This window comes from Psychrobacter sp. UBA3480 (genome assembly GCF_002377945.1).
Classification (GTDB): domain Bacteria; phylum Pseudomonadota; class Gammaproteobacteria; order Pseudomonadales; family Moraxellaceae; genus Psychrobacter.
Window position 1 is genome coordinate 409,279 of the sequence record NZ_DFQV01000020.1, and the last position, 17,651, is coordinate 426,929.

Annotated in this window: 13 protein-coding genes; 5 read left to right on the plus strand and 8 right to left on the minus strand. The window is 43.0% G+C overall.

What is annotated here, in order from left to right:
- Window positions 1-166 precede the first annotated feature (166 nt).
- The 3 genes from purE to B2863_RS09050 all read right to left on the minus strand — a co-directional run bounded on the left by purE (window position 167) and on the right by B2863_RS09050 (window position 2,494).
- The gene (gene purE / locus B2863_RS09040; RefSeq protein ID WP_082624535.1) at window positions 167-718 is read right to left on the minus strand and encodes a 5-(carboxyamino)imidazole ribonucleotide mutase; all 552 of its coding nucleotides are present in this window, start codon (window positions 716-718) and stop codon (window positions 167-169) included.
- A gap of 107 nt (window positions 719-825) precedes the next feature.
- Window positions 826-1,782, minus strand: a complete 957-nt coding sequence (locus B2863_RS09045) for a metallophosphoesterase (RefSeq protein WP_296209511.1) — start codon at window positions 1,780-1,782, stop codon at window positions 826-828.
- A gap of 103 nt (window positions 1,783-1,885) precedes the next feature.
- The gene (locus tag B2863_RS09050; RefSeq protein ID WP_296209514.1) at window positions 1,886-2,494 is read right to left on the minus strand and encodes a rhomboid family intramembrane serine protease; all 609 of its coding nucleotides are present in this window, start codon (window positions 2,492-2,494) and stop codon (window positions 1,886-1,888) included.
- Between the two features lie 414 nt (window positions 2,495-2,908).
- On the opposite strand from B2863_RS09050, the gene B2863_RS09055 reads away from it, so the two are divergent.
- Window positions 2,909-4,543 carry a hypothetical protein gene (locus B2863_RS09055; RefSeq protein WP_296209517.1) on the plus strand — a complete coding sequence of 545 codons (1,635 nt, stop codon included), beginning with the start codon at window positions 2,909-2,911 and terminating at the stop codon, window positions 4,541-4,543.
- Window positions 4,544-4,858: 315 nt separating this feature from the next.
- Complete coding sequence (locus B2863_RS09060) at window positions 4,859-6,457, plus strand: OmpA family protein (RefSeq protein ID WP_296209520.1); 1,599 nt, start codon at window positions 4,859-4,861, stop codon at window positions 6,455-6,457.
- Between the two features lie 113 nt (window positions 6,458-6,570).
- Here B2863_RS09060 and nagZ read toward each other — a convergent pair whose 3' ends face one another.
- The gene (gene nagZ, locus B2863_RS09065; protein ID WP_296209523.1) at window positions 6,571-7,647 is read right to left on the minus strand and encodes a beta-N-acetylhexosaminidase; all 1,077 of its coding nucleotides are present in this window, start codon (window positions 7,645-7,647) and stop codon (window positions 6,571-6,573) included.
- A gap of 464 nt (window positions 7,648-8,111) precedes the next feature.
- Between nagZ and B2863_RS09070 the strand changes: the two genes are divergently transcribed.
- Window positions 8,112-10,322, plus strand: coding sequence for a carboxy terminal-processing peptidase (locus B2863_RS09070; protein WP_296209525.1), 2,211 nt, complete (start codon window positions 8,112-8,114; stop codon window positions 10,320-10,322).
- 505 nt (window positions 10,323-10,827) lie between these two features.
- Here B2863_RS09070 and B2863_RS09075 read toward each other — a convergent pair.
- The gene (locus B2863_RS09075) at window positions 10,828-11,313 is read right to left on the minus strand and encodes an FKBP-type peptidyl-prolyl cis-trans isomerase (RefSeq protein WP_201568390.1); all 486 of its coding nucleotides are present in this window, start codon (window positions 11,311-11,313) and stop codon (window positions 10,828-10,830) included.
- Between the two features lie 324 nt (window positions 11,314-11,637).
- Here B2863_RS09075 and B2863_RS09080 point away from each other — a divergent pair, with 324 nt between their 5' ends.
- Complete coding sequence (locus B2863_RS09080; RefSeq protein WP_296209534.1) at window positions 11,638-13,668, plus strand: M61 family metallopeptidase; 2,031 nt, start codon at window positions 11,638-11,640, stop codon at window positions 13,666-13,668.
- Between the two features lie 148 nt (window positions 13,669-13,816).
- Here B2863_RS09080 and copM read toward each other — a convergent pair whose 3' ends face one another.
- The gene (gene copM / locus B2863_RS09085; RefSeq protein ID WP_296209538.1) at window positions 13,817-14,680 is read right to left on the minus strand and encodes a CopM family metallochaperone; all 864 of its coding nucleotides are present in this window, start codon (window positions 14,678-14,680) and stop codon (window positions 13,817-13,819) included.
- A gap of 213 nt (window positions 14,681-14,893) precedes the next feature.
- Window positions 14,894-15,508: a pseudouridine synthase gene (locus B2863_RS09090; RefSeq protein ID WP_296209540.1), complete on the minus strand. Its 615-nt coding sequence runs from the start codon at window positions 15,506-15,508 to the stop codon at window positions 14,894-14,896.
- A gap of 437 nt (window positions 15,509-15,945) precedes the next feature.
- Here B2863_RS09090 and icd point away from each other — a divergent pair, with 437 nt between their 5' ends.
- Window positions 15,946-17,205, plus strand: coding sequence for an NADP-dependent isocitrate dehydrogenase (icd, locus tag B2863_RS09095; RefSeq protein WP_296209542.1), 1,260 nt, complete (start codon window positions 15,946-15,948; stop codon window positions 17,203-17,205).
- Window positions 17,206-17,439: 234 nt separating this feature from the next.
- Here icd and B2863_RS09100 read toward each other — a convergent pair.
- Window positions 17,440-17,651: NADP-dependent isocitrate dehydrogenase (locus tag B2863_RS09100; RefSeq protein ID WP_296209545.1), on the minus strand; the 212-nt coding region annotated here is incomplete at its 5' end.

The following is a 17,651-nucleotide window of genomic DNA, read 5'->3' on the forward strand; positions in this document are numbered from 1 at the left end:
GTTTAGTATATGAAAATCTAAAACTCAATGGGTGAAAATAGGAAAAGGTGCACTGTATGCACCTTATCTCTACTCGGAATTGCTTAAAAATATACAGTGATAGCTTCAATAGTTAAGCTATAAATATAAAAGACGCTGCTATAAAAGTAGGTCGTTTTATATTTACTTAAGGATTGATAATACCTGGTGTTGGGCTAGCGAGAATGGTCTCAGTCTGAGACTGGCGCATCTGATCGAGCTTAGTAGCAATCGTATCATCATGCAATGCCAGTACTTGAATTGCAAGTAGGGCGGCGTTATAAGCACCAGCAGCACCAATCGCCAAAGTACCAACAGCTACGCCTTTTGGCATTTGTACGATAGACAGTAGACTATCCCAACCGCTTAGCATAGATGACTTTACGGGGACACCAAAGACAGGTAGCGGCGTTTGGCTGGCACACATACCCGGCAGATGAGCGGCACCGCCTGCACCAGCGATGATTACTTGTAGACCATTGTCTTTTGCGCTTTTGGCATAATCAAATAATCTATCAGGCGTACGGTGTGCAGAGACCACTTCACAATCAAAAGCAATGTCAAAGTCTGCAAGCAATTGCGCAGCAGCACTCATAGTTGCCCAGTCAGACTGCGAACCCATTATAATGCCGACTTTTGGCTGACCAGCAGGGGAGGTGATTGGACCGTTCTGGTTAGCAGCAGTATTCGTGGTGCTCATGATTGGATATCCTCAAAAAGACCATCATACAAAAATTTTGCTACACTCGTAAAGCCAAGTTTGACTTTTAATACTGGTATGGCGCTAATTGTATTGATATCACGATTTTATATATGTTTTTCATCGTGATAATGCTGAACAAAATGATTGACCGTCAATGGTAATGGTTGTTCGGTATCTAACTGATAGCATGTTAGATAGCCGCTATCTACTGCTGCAGAGTAGTCAGTACAGGCAACTTGTGGACTGAGTGGCTCAGGCGTACCAGTGAGCCAATAATGCCCGACAAATACAGGTTTATGAGTTTTTAGCGCAAATTCAATATTTTCAGCCAACGCGTCAGACGGTATCTGTGCCAATGCGGACGATGGAGCACGAGACACTTCACGCAGGGTGCGTGTATTTAACTCATCTAGCCACCAGCGTACTCGTACTCGCGTACGCTCAGTACCTTCTTTGTCTACCATCACAATGCCGTCAGGTAAGCCTGTTTCAACCCCTTTTAACACTCGCTCTAAAGCGTCAAAGGCGATGGTATCTTCTTTAGCCGTCGCGATTAAACCTGCTGGAGTCAGACAGTTATCGTCAGTCAGAAGGGGCTTTAATATTGCCATGCTATCTGTATCCCAGCAAGCATGTACAAAACACGCATAGTCGGTCTCAATCCATAATGGAATTTCGTATAAACGCTGCAACCAGTACTCGTGTTGCTCTGAGCCAAATGGTATCTCTGCCAAAAACGCCTCGTGTTGGCGTCTATGGATATCATTGTGCGAGCGTAAATACTGGCTGGTATTATCGGGATCGCGCGTGGCATATGCCAATGCATTATATTCATGGTTGCCCATCACTGCATCGGCTACATCGGCATCTAGCATTGCAAAGACAATCTCTAACGTGGCTAATTGCTGCGAACCACGATCGATCAAATCGCCGATGAACAACGCCCTGTGACCTGTTGGTGGCACGAAATGCTGACCGTTATGCTTATAGCCTAACTGATGCAGCAGACCGACCAGTTTGTCTGCATAACCATGTATATCACCGATAATATCTATAATCATAATGTATTACTAAATCTCAAATGTAGAAGTGTACCCTGCGCAAAATAGAGTTTATAAAGTATAGCTGTGTTTAAAGTGCTAGCTTTACTATACGTAAAAATGTCTAAAATCCCGGTGATAGCAACGCATTGACAAAGTGCGGTAGTACTTTTGGTTCCAAAACAATTGTGGCTATGACGCCAAATGCGCCGCCCCACATATGAGCCATATGATTGATATTTGAGCCACCGCGTCGATCAGCATAGATACTATAAAATATATACGCCACAGCAAATAGTATCGCCGGAATAGGGATCACGGCAAAGAGGTAAATTCTCTCCCATGGTGCTAGCAGGATAAAAGCAAATAGCACAGCTGATACACCGCCTGATGCACCTAAACTCAAATAACTGGCGTTGTTCTTATTTTTCACGTAACTTGGAATCATGGCAACGATAATCGCCAATACATAAAAAACCACAAAACCGTAGCCGAATAAAAACGGCTGATATAGTCCTTCGATAGCACGCCCAAAGAAATACAAAGTAAACATGTTGAAGAGCAAATGCATACTATCAGCATGGATAAAGCCGTGGGTCACAAAGCGATCCCATTGCCCATTGTTGACTGCTGGCGGGTAAAAAATCAATCGATTAAACAGCGTCTTGTTTTGCCAAGCCAATAAGCTGACAATAACGGTAATAATGATAATAAGCGTCGTATGGTTTAACAAAGGAAAATCCTTAGGCCGTGCCTGATATGTGACAATGTTACAAATGTCAAGCTACAAATGACAATATTCAAAGCCTAAGCGTTACGGCTGAGTAAAAAATAAGTTTGACGTCTGATCCGTATTAGGTACTAACCATTAGCAATAGACTAATACTAACAGCAGTTGCGATAACGCGAATACCTATTGTGTGACAAAACGATGCTTTTTTATGCGGTTATAGTGAATAATGTAGCAGTGTACCATGCAACATAAGTGAAACTTTTAAAGCAAGGTTAAAGACGAGAGTAGTGTTCATTCATCCGCGCTGCAATGAATCTTTTAGACAAAGAAGCAACGTACACAAGTGACATGGATAAAAATAAAATAAGTGCTTAATTTTGCACATTCAAATAAGGCTGATAGAGGCAGTGGAATATGAACATTATTGACCAGCTAGAACAAACGGTAACCCCAGCTGTAATGGGTAATGATGACAGCAATAATGTCGCCTATGTCAGTTTACTTGAGCAGTTTTATGCTGTTTTGGCTGCGCGCCTAGCTGTGCCACAGGTTTACTCACAGTTGCTGCGTACTGATCAAGTAATTACTAGCAGCAATAATGAAAGCCCTCTATTTGAACAAATATGGCAAGATAAAAGCCTGCAAAAGACTATCATCCAAGAATTGTCAGCTACCCATCATATTGATGAACAGACAACTGAGCAATTACTAATTAGTGCCGCGCCGTTGGCATATCGTGAGCTAAAAGTATTGGCCAATGGGCAGTTCTTGCCAGCATTTCTACAAGACAAACAGGCTGCTTTACGTCCATATTTACCTATCTGGGCAGCCACTGTGATTACGGCTACTCAAGGCGTTAGTCAGCAAATACAAACAAGCTTCAATTCAGATGATGACCATGTGCAAGTACATGTGCCAGTAAGTGACGACATATCGAATAGGCAAGATGATTCTATTTTAGATACTGGCATAGTTGCACCAATAACGAACACTGATGCAGAAAATATAGAGCAAATATCAACTGCTGAGCGCACGAGCACTGAAGCGTTAGATAACGATACGACTGCCAATAGTAATGCTATTCATGCCAATCCAGCAGCCTACCATTTGGCAGAAAACAGTAATTTAAAGCATGCACAAGTGCGTACTCGTAATCAACGAAACGATCTACTAATACGCGTATTTTTATTAATAGTAGCTTTGGCTGCGCTTGCACTAGCAGCATGGGCATTATTAGTGAAACCCAATAATGAAATACCAGTAGAACCTGTAGCCACAGTACCTGTTGAACCACCGCCAGCACCCGTGCCTCCTGTACCAACAACGACTCCTGTTGAGCTTATTGTCGGTGTAGACAACGGCGGAAACTTGTACACTTGTAGTGCGACCGTTGGCGATACTGCACTGCAAAGCACGTTGCAACAGGCGCTCAATACAAGCTTTGGTGAGCAGGCAAGTATTTGTGAATTGAACATACAGGATGGGGTAGCAACCTCAATCGCTAATATGCCTGCGGAGACACTGCCCAATGTATTGACGATGCTTAGATCAACACCGTTTGCACGTTTACATGTGCAAAATGACCGTCTTACACTGGAGGCGCCAGACAATATGCTGCTGCAAAAACTGGTCACAGAAATACGAAGCTTAGTACCAGCAATGGTAGTCGAGAGTACAGCGCCACTGCCATTGCCTGATAATAGCAACATTGGTGATGCTACGAACAACATGGCAAACGCAAATAACCAGTTTGTAGATGATGGAGCGGGGATTAATAATCAATACAATAATAATGGGTTAAATAGTAACTCTGGCGAATACCAAGCATCAGATGATGATACTGGAGATCGTGTGATACCAACTCCTTTGCCTAACAATAATAGCTTTAATAATGCGCCCAACAATCTGCCTACTAATGGCGCGAGCAATACTCCCAACAACTTTCCTTCGAATAATCAAACGACCAGACCGCCAGGCCCTTTTTCTCCTTCAGAAGTGGATGAGATGGCAAACACAGTCATCGTTGCTGAACCAGCTCAAGTAAGGTAGTTTTTTATCAGGCACGCTGTTTCATATGGCGTGTTTTTTTATGTGGCCTATCTTTTCATGTAATTTAGCTACAGTTACGTGTGCCAACCGAAACATTACTTACTGTATCATTTGCACAACAACGTACAGACTGTGAATAGCAGCTTAAGAATTTTATAATAATCAAAACCAAATAAAGTAGTTTGATGAATTTATCGTCACCATGACTGCTACGCCACCATGACTACTACTATAACGATTGAATACAAAAGAATGATATAGCTGCTTTTTGAGCAAACGAATGATATAAATAAAAATTAAGGGGAGAGCCATATTATGGATATTATTAGCCATTTGACACGCACCGTCAGCCCAGCCGTATTGGAAGATGACCGTAGCCCAGCTAAGAAAAATCTACTAGAGCAGTTTTATGCCATTTTTGCTGCTCGTCTTGCAGACAACGATACTTTCAGCCGCTTTGCCAATGAAAACATCGCCCGTGACGACAATGCTTTTTATGACCGTGTATGGACAGAAGGAGCACATCGCGACCAAATCTCTCGCGAATTGGCAGGCAAGCATAATGTCGATGCAACCGCTTCACGCGGTCTGATTGCGATGGCAGCGCCATTGGCTTTTCATGAGATCAAAAGCTTGGCTGGTACTACGCCCGTTCCTCAATTTTTGAATGATAACCTAAATAGTTACCAGCATCATATCCCTGCATGGGCGGGTACTGTTTTACCTGCTAGTGCAGTCGCTGCCACTTCTACTACGGCTGGCACACCAATTTCTGATACCACCAGTACAGCGCCATTACAAAAAGAAGAAGAGCCAAAAGAGAGCTTTATGAAAGCGCTGCTACCTATTATTGGTTTGATTATCTTGGGTGCATTGGCTTGGGCTCTACTCAGAGGCTGTCAAGAAAACCCTGAACCGGTAGCAACACCAGCGGCTACAGTGCAGCAAGGGGTGCAAGGTAATGAGGCACTAGCGGTTGCAGGCGCGATTGAACCTGCATCACTGAGTATCGCAACTGGTGAAAATAGCGAGCTGTATGCTTGTCGTATGAGCGTAGGTGATGAGACATTACAAACCAATGTTATGAATGCTTTGACTGGTGCATTTGGTGATGAAGCCAATACATGCCGTGCTGACGTTGATGATAACTTTGCAGTAGATATGCCAGCATCTGCTCAACTGGCAACGATATTACCAATTATTAAAAATGTACCGAACGCGAGTATGATTATTAAAGGTGATAACATCACTGTCAATGCTCCTGATAAAGCCGCATTGGACAAGTTGGTTGCTGACTTACAAGCAGCTGCTCCTGCCATGACCGTGCAAGCTGAAGGTCCATTAGACTTGCAAGGTGAGATTGATGATAGTCTGGCTGCTGCAGATGTGGCGATGACCAATCTTGGTGAAAACCCAGATCCACGTGATGTTGCCCGCGCTTTGAGTATTCAGGTGATTAACTTCCAAGTAGATGAAGCAGTTATACCTGAAGTCAATAAGGCGCTGCTAGACCGTGCTGCAGAAATCATCAATAACGTACCTGATATGAAGCTGATGATTGTCGGTCATACGGACAGTCAAGCCTCTGATACCTATAATATGGAGCTGTCTCAGGAGCGTGCTGAGTCAGTGAAAGCGTATCTAGTGTCTAAAGGGGTTGATGCCAGTAAACTAACGACCAAAGGTATGGGTGAATCAGAACCAATCGCGGATAATTCAACCGAACAAGGTCGCTTCCGCAATCGCCGTATTGAGTTTATGGTCAATGACGAAGTTGTCAGTGCAAATGATGGCATGATGATAAACGGTGATTCGCTAGATCCAGATATGAACCCATTAGATAGTAACAATGATGATTTATTACCAGATGGCGATGACGCTACCCAAGGTACTGCGGTAGACCCAACCAATTAATCTACATGTTCTTATTTTGATTATAGTTAGACTATAGTAGCCAAATGACAAAAACCGCATCTTATAAAGGTGCGGTTTTTTCGTATGCTGCTTGATGATAGTTAAGTAAGCTATTACTTATACAGAGTAGGATCTGTTGATTCTTTGGCAATTTGAGCATCAGCTTGCGCATTAAAAAAAGTCTGAGTAATATTTTGCTTGGCTTGCTGCCAGTATTCAAACTGCTGGCAGGTAGATTCAAGATCGCCTTGCCATGTTGGGATGTTGCCGCGCATGGTTTTGATACGTTGCTGGTTAGGGTAAGGCAGATCTTGCGCAGCTTTGGCAGCCTCATGAGCAGCCACACGGTCGTTGCACACGAGAGCAATATCACAACCAGCATCAATGGCCGCTTTTACGCGAGCACTGACATCACCAGCCGCCTTTGCACCTGCCATCGATAAATCATCAGAGAATAATACGCCATCAAATTTAAGTTCATCTCGAATGATATCTTGTAGCCAAATTTTGGAGAAACCTGCTGGCTTGTCGTCTACTTGCGAAAATATCACATGTGCTGGCATAAGAGCGTCCAGACTATGTAGTGTTTGAGCAAAAGGTTGCATGTCGCTATTGATAATCTCATCCAAGCTACGCGTATCGATGGCTTCTGATACGTGCGAGTCAGGAGCGATGGCCCCATGACCGGGGAAGTGCTTACCAGTGGTTGCCATACCAGCGGCTTTCATACCGCGCATAAACTGTGTTGCAAGCGCAGTGATGGCTTGCGGCTCATGATGAAAGCTGCGATCACCGATGACTTGGCTAATACCATCTCTATCCAGTACGGGTGCAAAGCTCAAATCAATTCCTACAGCCAGCACTTCAGCTGCCATTAGATAACCGCAATCGTAGGCGCAGCTAAGTGCTTGACTTGGGTCTTGATTGAATAGCTCACCCAATCGTCCCATAGCAGGTAGGGGCGTGAAGCCTTCACGTAGTCTCGCGACTCGTCCCCCTTCTTGGTCCACACCGATAAGTATGTCTTGATTGTGATAACGTATATCGTCGCACAGTGCTCTGACTTGGGTCGCATCTGTGACGTTACGACCAAACAATATTACTCCACCGACCTGTGCTTGTTTAATCAAGCTGACATCTTCAGCGGTCAAAGCAGTACTATCGATATCTATCATTAAAACGCCGTACATCGCGTATTCCTTATTATTTTATATATGGTTATATTATGAGGGTGACTGATTATCTATCTATGGCTGTCTTATCGCTTATCAGTCATTTTTCAGATGTCTTATTATGACAGTTATTATTAACTGAGCATAATGTGGCAGATTATTAGGGTCAAATCAATTTGCTAATAGCCATCAAATTCAGTCATCAAATCGATGTTGATAGCCCTCAATTGCTATGTATGATAAAAGTGATAGAAAGTTTGGTATGTACAGGTGTAGCGTGTAAGATTGCTTATACAGTTTGAGACAGTTCAGTATTTATGCGCGTGATAATATTGATTGATTTTTGACTATATATCAGTATTTAATGATGCATAAAGTATAAGAATAAAAAACACAGCATTTATAGGTCATAACAGATTCGAGCATTTCTAATTCTGATGAATTACCCAATACTATTAACTTCAAATAACTAGGTACATATGATGAAAAAACAACCAGCACAGTGGTTACTCAGTGCAGCGTCAGTGGGCATCGCCGGTATTATCTTGACCCAAAGCTACGGTACTGCAGTCGCCGAGACCAATACGGGAAGTTTCGTTCAGACCCCTGAGCAAAAGGTCACCACCCGCCAAGTAGCCGCCTTGCTGGATCGCAGTCATTATCTCAATCAGCCTTTAGATAGTAAGACTGGTAGCGAAATCCTATCAATGTATATCGATAGCCTTGACCCAAATCATACGTTATTTTTACAATCCGATGTCGACGAGCTTAAGAAAAAACACGCTGAAGACTTTGGTGCTCGTCTAAAGCAAGGTGATCTATCTGCAGGGGTAGAGGTGTTTGATCGTTACCGCAAACGCTCAAACGAGTACTTTGCGATGGCCACTAAGATGCTTAAGACAGACATTGATTTAACAGGTAACGACACAATCATTCTTGATCGCGAAAAACTCGGTCATTTTAAAACCAAAAAAGAGCAGCGTGATTACTGGGAACGTCAGTTAAAGTTTCAGTTGATGAGCATTACGCTGGGTCAAGAAGACGAAAAAGCCAAAGAGAAAGTATTTTTAAGCAACCCAGATATTACTCGCGGACAAGACTTGGTACGTAACGATGAGCGTACGCCAAATGAAATTTTGCAAAATCGTTTGTCGCGTCAACAAGAGCAGTTTAAGCGTCTCAAAGATGATGAAATCATGGAAACCATCTTAAATACGGCGATGCTGACCTATGATCCGCACAGTAATTACTATGCACCGATTCAAGCGACGGAATTGCAAATCCAGTCTAGTCTTCAGTTGGAAGGTATTGGTGTCTCTATTCGTCCAGATCGCAAAAATCCGGATTATACCCGTATTGTGACTTTGGTCGATGGTGGTCCAGCCGCTAAGTCAGGTCAGATTAAGCCCAATGATTTGATCGTTGGTATCGCAAAAGATGGCGAAACCATGACGGACGTGGTTGGCTGGTCAACGCGTGAAATTGTCAGCTTGATTCGTGGTAAACGCGGTACATCGGTCACACTGAAACTACGTCAACCCAACACGCCAGATGCTAGCGCCCGTACGGTCACGGTAGTACGAGACATTATTCAGCAAGAAGAATCTGGCGTCACTCAGCGAGTGGTAGAAGTGCAGCGTCCTAATATTGATAAGACACCAAAGCGTATTGGCGTACTTGAGATACCGAGCTTTTATCTAAACTATCGTGCACGTCGTAATGGTGAAGACTACCGTAGCGTCAGTATCGATACTGAAAAAGCACTAAAAGAGTTGAATAAACAAAATATCGATGGTCTAGTGGTTGATTTGCGCAATAACCCTGGTGGCTCATTAGATGAAGTTGCCAAGATGTTAGGTTTCTTTATTAAGAGTGGACCACTAGTACAGATTCGTGATAATCGCGGTAACATTCAAGTGTATCGCGACAACGATGGCGGCGAGCAGTTGTATGATGGCAAAATGTCGGTTATTACCAATTTAGCATCAGCCTCAGCCAGTGAAATCTTTGCCGCAGCTATTCAAGACTATGGTCGCGGATTAGTAGTTGGTAGTACGACGACTGGTAAAGGCTCGGCGCAAATTCAGCTCGATAGCTTAGCTTTAGGCTCTGCCACCTTAACTCAGCGTAAGTTTTATCGTGTGACTGGCGGTAGTACACAGAATAAAGGTGTCGTACCAGACGTTGAGCTAGTCAATATCTATGACGATGCGACCTTTGGCGAGCGCGCTCAGAAAAAAGCATTGCCTTGGGACACTATCAGAACAGCACCATATAAGCCTGAAGGGAAGTTTACCAGTGATACATTGGCGACGCTCAATCAACAGTCTAAGATTCGCCAACAACAAGACCCGCAGTTTACTTATCTGTCGACGCTAAATGATATTCGTAACATGGATGATGAAAAGAAACCTGTTCGATTAGATATCAATAGTCGCCGAGCTAAAATGCAACTAATTGAAAAACGTTCATTAGAAGCAGAAAACAAGCGCCTTATCGCAACTGGTGAGCGTCCGTACTCTAACTGGAATACTTATCAAGCAGCGATGGACGCAAAATTTGAAGAACGTAGCCGTATGAAAGCAGCTGAACGTCCAGAATTACCAGAGGATGAAGCGTTTATCAATGAGGCAGCTTACCTGATGCTCAGCGCTGAACCTAAGACAATGCTTAGCCCTGAAGAAAAGCTATAATGTGAAGTTATTATAGCGTTACGTAATCTATGTAAGCATATGCTTACATAGATTGACGTTTAGACCTCTTACCAACGAAGGGTCAATCTGCGACTATAACTGTACGGCACGATTGAACGAAACGGTTCATTGATACTAGGGATTGGTATCTTAAAGGTCGCACTAGGGATAAGTAGTTTGCTGATTAAGGATGATAAGGCTGGATGCCTGTCAGTTATGAGATACCCCGGGATTAGGTATCATGTAACGCTAACATGGATGGTTGGTAATAAAAGCCGCATGACGCTTGTCGTTATGCGGCTTTGTTACGTCTGGATATTAATAATGTTTATAGCGGATTCTTTAAATAGATAGTACTCAAGTTGATCATATTTATATTAATTCGAAACTTACCATGAAATAAGCATAAAAAAGGCCAGTAACCTGATCGGCTACTGGCCTTTTAGATTAGATGATAAATCTAATAACTTACCATCTAACTATTTTCACTATACTCTAGAAGAGATTAGTGCTCAACGCCACCTGCACCATGTACATGGCCATGGTTTAGTTCGTCTTCAGTTGCTGCACGTACTTCTTGGATTTCAACATCAAATGTCAAACGCTTGCCAGCCAATGGATGGTTTGCATCAACAGTAACTTCTTGATCGTTTACAGCAGTCACAGTAACCAACATTACTTGGCCGCCAGCTTCTGACTGGAACTGCATACCAGGCTGAATGTCATCAACGCCTTGGAAGTTGTCACGTGGTACGTGCTGTACTGCTTGCTCTTGGTATTCGCCGTAGCCATCAGCAGGTTCAACGACTGCATTGACTTTTTCGCCAGCAGACTTACCTTCTAATTGTGATTCTAGGCCTGGGATAATGTTGCTGTGACCATGTAGATAAGCAAGTGGCTGACCTTCTGGTGACTGGTCAAGGATATTGCCTTCGTCGTCTTTTAGTGTGTAATTGAATTTGACGGCAGTGTCTTTTGCGATAGTAGTCATAAAATATCCTAAATATATCTATGTAAAAAATTAAATACGGTTGCAATAAACCTAAAAAAGCCAATCTGCAAGCCAAAAGGCCACGTCATTAGTCAATTATCATCAGTTTATTAAAGTAACTTTAGCAGTTAGCATCTTTAATTGAGATGGCCCACATAACTTTCAAGGCAAAAAACATAAAAAATGCCAATTAATGCCACAATTTACAATAATAACTGCTATTTTCTATAGTTAATGCATAGCTATTGGCTATTCATGGTTTAGGAGTTGCTTTTTTAGAGTAGGACTTCTAGCATAATTATAAAAATAAGGACGAGAGATACGATGACTGCATTTGCCAATACCACTACTAAACAACCAGCGAGCGATGTTTCAACCAATCATCATGATACTAAGGCTAAAACGATAGCTGATATAAGCTATCAATTTGATTTCTCCCGTTTCTACGAGCATTTGGTCGATGTATCATTGAGCTTTACAGCAGTATCCGATGCGCCGCAGCTTTGGTTACCAGCGTGGATACCAGGTAGTTATCTGATGCGCGAGTTTGCTCGAAACATCACGGCGGTCCATTATCAAGTACTAGAGGCTAAAACAGCGGATAGTGACAAGCAACCAGCGACTTATCGCGCACAAAAAATTGACAAAAATACATGGCAGCTGCCAGCGGTGCAAGCAGGGCAGACGGTCATCGTCGAGTACGAAGTCTATTGCTATGACTTGTCTGTGCGTACAGCTTATGTCGATCAGCAACGACTTTATGGCAATTTCACTTCACTTGCGCTTGCAATCGAAGGGCAAGAGCAAGCACCTGCCCAAGTTAGCTTAATCGTTCCTGAGACATTTTTTGCAGACAAAGAAAGTAGCAAAGTACTGTTGGCCTGTGGTTTGGACGCTACGCACCTGCAGATTGATCAGCAGCAAAAAGACAGTCAGCCATCGAACCATCAGCACATTTATAAGTTACAGGCAGCGAATTATCACGAGCTGATTGATTATCCATTCGAAATCGCAGAACAAGAAAAGTTTAATTTTATTATTCATGATAATGAGCATCAGACGCTACATCATAGCTTTTACCTGTCAGGTAAGCAGAATGCCAATCTAGGTCGGTTGCAGCAGGATATTACTCAGATTTGTCAGACCTACGTAGATTGGTTAGGCGATGCGCCATTTGACGATTATACGTTTATGACCTTTGCAAGTGGTCAAGACTATGGTGGGCTTGAGCATATCAACTCTACTAGCCTTATCACCCCGCGCAATGACTTACCCAGCACCAATGAGCCAAAGTTACCAAGTACAGATTATCAGCGATTTTTAGGATTATGTAGTCATGAGTATTTTCACTCATGGTGGGTGAAGACGGTACGTCCTGATGTCATGATCGATGTCGATTTACGACGTGAGGCATTTACGCCATTACTTTGGGTATTCGAAGGGTTTACGTCTTATATCGATGATTTTATGTTGCAAGCATCAGGCGTGATTGATAAAGCCAATTATCTGCGACTGCTAGCCGAGCAAATCAATCGCTACTATCAAACCCCAGGGCGTGGCAATCAAAGCGTGGCAGAGTCGAGCTTTGATGCTTGGATTAAACTGTATCGTACCGATGAAAATACAGGCAATGCGGGTATCAGCTACTATAATAAAGGCGCATTGGTAGCTTTATGTCTAGACCTAATCTTACTCAAGCATAGTGATGGTTGTTATCGTTTGTTTGATGTGGTCAAAGCTTTTTATACTCAGGCCAAGCAGAACGATAGTAAGCGGATTGGTATCAGTAGTGATGACATGGCCTCTGTTATTGAGCAGTTTATGCCGCTAGCAGAATGGGAAGACTTTGAACGTCGTTACGTCAATGGGGTAGAAGAGCTGCCAATTGAAGCGTTGCTAGTGGCAAACGGTGTCAAAATACAGGCGAATACCAAAGAAACCGCTGACAAGCATGTGCCTTGGGGTATGCGATGTAATGAGACGCCAGCTGGGCTCAAGGTCAATCGTGTGATGCGAGGTAGTATTGCGGCTAAAGCTGGTATTTCAGCGCATGACGTTATTATCGCGATTGACGGCATCAAAGCAGATACGAAACAACTTACCACCTTGGTTAATACAGAGCATCCTGTTGAATGCTATTTATTCCGTCGTGATGAGCTGATGTGTGTTCAGGTTCAACCCGAAACGACAACTAAAGTTGAGCCGCGAGATGAGACAACTGGCATGACTGGAGCAGTACCTCCTCATAAAGTAAGCCTACGCTTAGCAAAAAGAGATAAGACTTTAGAGAATGATAATGAGCAATTAAAAGGTGAGGCAGGTTGGGAGACATGGCTTAATGTTATGAAACGATAGCCTCGATGCTATATAAAATACCTTTCCATACAAAAAACCCTCTTCCGAGCAATACTGCTTTGAAGAGGGTTTTTTATAATCTATAATATTGTTGATATGTCTAAGCAACCTAAGTGATTAACAAATCAGGGGTTAGCGAGATATACAATTACTGCTCTTTGGCTCTGTTGTCTAGATTATCTGGGCTATCTAGGTTCTTATCATCGGTAAATTCGGACTCAATATTTTCATCTACAGAGCTATCGTCTTTTTCGCTACTTGCAGCCTCAAGCGCAGCAATCCAGTTTTTCATCACATCGATTTCAGTTTGCTGGGTATCAATGATGTCTTGAGCCAACTGACGCATCTCTTCATCTGTCCCATATTCGAGCTGAACTTTTGCCATATCAACAGCGGCAATATGATGCGGTAGCATACCGCGTGCAAATGCCATATCAGGCACGGGATCAGCCACACCCAAAGTCATTTCGCCATGCATATTTTCCATGTTTTTAGCATATGCTTGCTGCATTGCCACAGTATTTGGCTTAGGTTTGGCAGCATCAGGATGGCTAGCCAACCACTTGTTTAATACATCGATTTCAGCTTGCTGGGCCGTAATGACATCTTGAGCAAGTTGGCGCATCGCTTCATCAGTACCATACTTGAGCTCTATTTTTGCCATCTCTACCGCGCCGCGATGATGTCCCAACATGCCTTTAGCAAAAGCGGTATCAGGATCGTTATAACCCATCCCAATCATCATCTCGTCATGCATTCTAGTCATCGATCTCGTATAGTCTCTGAGCATATCGCTCATTTGAGACTCATCACTGACACTGCTATCGCTGTCATTTGTTAGAGTATCATCTGCCATACCGTCATGCTCAGCATGTGGCATATCAGTCACGGGCGGTGAGGTTTCTTCCGCAGGATTTGATTGGTTGTCCTCAGTCGTTGGCTGACAGGCGCTCAATACAAGCGCCGCAGAAATGCTAGTGACCAACGAAAGAAAACGACGAGAAGCAATCATGACATATCCCTATTGCGAAAAAACCAAACGATAAATGGACAATACCTATTATACATAATCAATTACGTGCTGAATGTTAGCAGATAAACCTTACCCATTCGAGACACTATGTTTAATAGGTCGTAATATATTAGTGTCAGAGCTTTATATTTGGGGCTAAATAGCCAAACAGTGTGAATTAATCAACAATATATAAACTTAAAACCATATAAACTAGTTAGTAATACCTAACTGCTTACAGCGCTCACTATCCAAATGAACGCGTACAAACTCTCCAACAGCTAACTCACCTAGCTCAAACCCTGCAACTGACCAACGTATCAAACGCAGACAAGGCAGACCGACATGAGCCGTCATACGTCTGACTTGGCGATTTTTACCTTCATAGATAGTTAGCATTAGCCATGAGTCCGGCACACTTTTACGCTCACGTATTGGAGGGTTACGTTGCCAAAGCATCATTGGCAGCTCATCTTCACTGACGTGTTTGACCTCAGCAGGTAGCGTTTTACCATCTTTTAAAACCACGCCACGTTTGAGCTTATTGAGTTGCTCAGCAGTAGGAATTCCTTCTACTTGCACTAAGTAAGTTTTACCTTGTTTGCGCCCTGCATTTGCTTTTGGCGGATGAGTAATTGCTTTGTTAACGCGACCATCATCGGTCAAAATCAGCAAGCCCTCTGAAGTAGCATCTAACCGACCAGCAACTCGTAAAGCCTTGTCAGTAAAGTATTGCGATAGGGTGGTGTGATCGTTATTACTGTCATCTCTAAACTGACTTTGCACGCCGTAAGGCTTGTTGAATAAGATGAGACTAGAAGTAGACATAAAAAGGTGTTTCCTAGTTTTTGATGGACAATGAATCATTGTAGCGTATGTTTTGTGATGCAGAGCTAGTATTAAGCGACAAGACTAAAGGCTATATATTTAATGTGCTGTATGCTACATGACCTGCTACAAAAGTAGGACAGCGCTTGTATAGATTTGCTGTTATCCTAAATCCGCATTCCGATAGTGGTGTTTATATTTTTGATAGAGAAATATCTACTATCTGCAAGCGACAATCATTATTTGGGTCTTTATGTTCATTTTTTAGCTTCGAGCTATTTTTAACATTGTTCAAACCAATGCCGCAAGTGTCGTACTCATTAAAGCTTTGCTTAGCCGATAAGCGCCCAAAGCGTTACAACTATAATAAAACGGTTAGCATAACAAAGTGTTAAGTTCGCTTGCGACGTCCAACATACAACCAAGGAGTATCATCGATGTCATATGATAAGGTTATCGTGCCAAGAGACGGCGAAAAAGTGACCGTAAACGCAGATTTAACATTAAATGTTCCCAACCATCCGATCATTCCGTTTGTGGAAGGTGATGGAATCGGTGTAGATATCACGCCTATCATGATAAAAGTAGTCAATGCTGCAGTTGATAAAGCGTATCACGGCAAGAAGTCTATCATTTGGATGGAGACTTATCTTGGTGAAAAAGCGGCGAAAGTATATGACGGCGACTATTTGCCAAGCGAGACGCTAGAGATTCTAAAAGACTACGTCATTAGTATCAAGGGTCCATTGACCACGCCAGTGGGTGGCGGCTTTAGCTCGTTAAACGTTGCGGTACGCCAGAACCTTGACCTATACGTATGTCAACGCCCCGTACGTTGGTTTGAAGGCGTGCCAAGTCCAGTGCAGCATCCAGAGCTGACGAATATGGTTATCTTTCGTGAAAACACAGAAGACATCTACACGGGTATCGAGTGGAAAGCGGGCAGCGATGATGCCAAAAAAGTTATCAATTTCTTGAGAGATGAGATGGGTGTGACCAGTATTCGCTTCCCTGAAGACTGCGGCATCGGTATCAAGCCTGTCTCAAAAGAGGGCTCACAACGTCTGGTACGCAAAGCGATTCAGCATGCCATCGATAATGATTTGCCAAACGTGACTCTAGTGCATAAAGGCAATATCATGAAGTTTACTGAAGGCGCATTCAAGGATTGGGGCTATGAGCTAGCGGCAGAGCGTTTTGGTGCAGAGTTATTAGATGGCGGTCCATGGATGACTATGAAAAATCCAAAAACAGGTAATGATATTATTATTAAAGACGTCATCGCTGATGCGTTTTTGCAGCAGATTTTGATGCGTCCCGCAGACTATTCTGTAGTAGCAACGCTTAATCTGAACGGTGACTATATCTCTGATGCATTGGCCGCTGAAGTAGGCGGTATTGGTATCGCACCTGGTGCAAATAAAGGCGGCGCGATCGCTGTTTATGAAGCGACGCACGGTACTGCACCCAAGTACGCTGGTCAGAATAAAGTAAATCCAGGTTCACTAATATTGTCTGCTGAGATGATGCTTCGTGATATGGGCTGGACGGAAGCAGCTAACCTTGTCATCAGTGGTATCCAAGGGGCGATTGCCAATAAAACAGTCACGTATGATTTTGAGCGTCTGATGCCAGATGCTACCTTACTGAGTACTTCGGAGTTTGGTAAGGCGATTATTGAGCATATGGAAGCATAAGACTATTCAAACTCTAATCATTCTATTTTATTATTATGTACAAAAAGCCGCCTGATTATACAGGTGGCTTTTTTTATTTCACTCTTTATAGAGCCTTTATACAGCACAAAAAAACACCCCAACGTTCTAAGACGGTTGAGGTGTTTTTTACTAAGACTTAAACTTGCTTAATCGCTGCTAGGTATAAAAACCAAAAGAGATTAGGCTTAATGGTTTAAGAGCAGTTGCTTAAAATTATAGCGATGCCAACGTCTCGTTAAACAAAGCGCTTGGACGCATTGCTTTCTTAGCCAATTCTTCATCAGCATAGTAGTAGCCTTTGATGTCTACTGGCTTGCCTTGAGCTTGGTTAAGTTCTTTAACGATGGCTTCTTCGTTCTCTTTTAGCTTTTGCGCGAATGGTGTAAATTGCGCTTTTAGCTCGCTATCTTGATCTTGCGCTGCAA

Excerpts from the sequence above, each read along its gene's own strand:
- purE (WP_082624535.1), bottom strand. The coding sequence starts at position 718 with ATGAGCACCACGAATACTGCTGCTAACCAGAACGGTCCAATCACCTCC.
- B2863_RS09045 (WP_296209511.1), bottom strand. The coding sequence starts at position 1,782 with ATGATTATAGATATTATCGGTGATATACATGGTTATGCAGACAAACTG.
- B2863_RS09055 (WP_296209517.1), top strand. The coding sequence starts at position 2,909 with ATGAACATTATTGACCAGCTAGAACAAACGGTAACCCCAGCTGTAATG.
- B2863_RS09060 (WP_296209520.1), top strand. The coding sequence starts at position 4,859 with ATGGATATTATTAGCCATTTGACACGCACCGTCAGCCCAGCCGTATTG.
- nagZ (WP_296209523.1), bottom strand. The coding sequence starts at position 7,647 with ATGTACGGCGTTTTAATGATAGATATCGATAGTACTGCTTTGACCGCT.
- B2863_RS09070 (WP_296209525.1), top strand. The coding sequence starts at position 8,112 with ATGAAAAAACAACCAGCACAGTGGTTACTCAGTGCAGCGTCAGTGGGC.
- B2863_RS09075 (WP_201568390.1), bottom strand. The coding sequence starts at position 11,313 with ATGACTACTATCGCAAAAGACACTGCCGTCAAATTCAATTACACACTA.
- B2863_RS09080 (WP_296209534.1), top strand. The coding sequence starts at position 11,638 with ATGACTGCATTTGCCAATACCACTACTAAACAACCAGCGAGCGATGTT.
- copM (WP_296209538.1), bottom strand. The coding sequence starts at position 14,680 with ATGATTGCTTCTCGTCGTTTTCTTTCGTTGGTCACTAGCATTTCTGCG.
- B2863_RS09090 (WP_296209540.1), bottom strand. The coding sequence starts at position 15,508 with ATGTCTACTTCTAGTCTCATCTTATTCAACAAGCCTTACGGCGTGCAA.
- icd (WP_296209542.1), top strand. The coding sequence starts at position 15,946 with ATGTCATATGATAAGGTTATCGTGCCAAGAGACGGCGAAAAAGTGACC.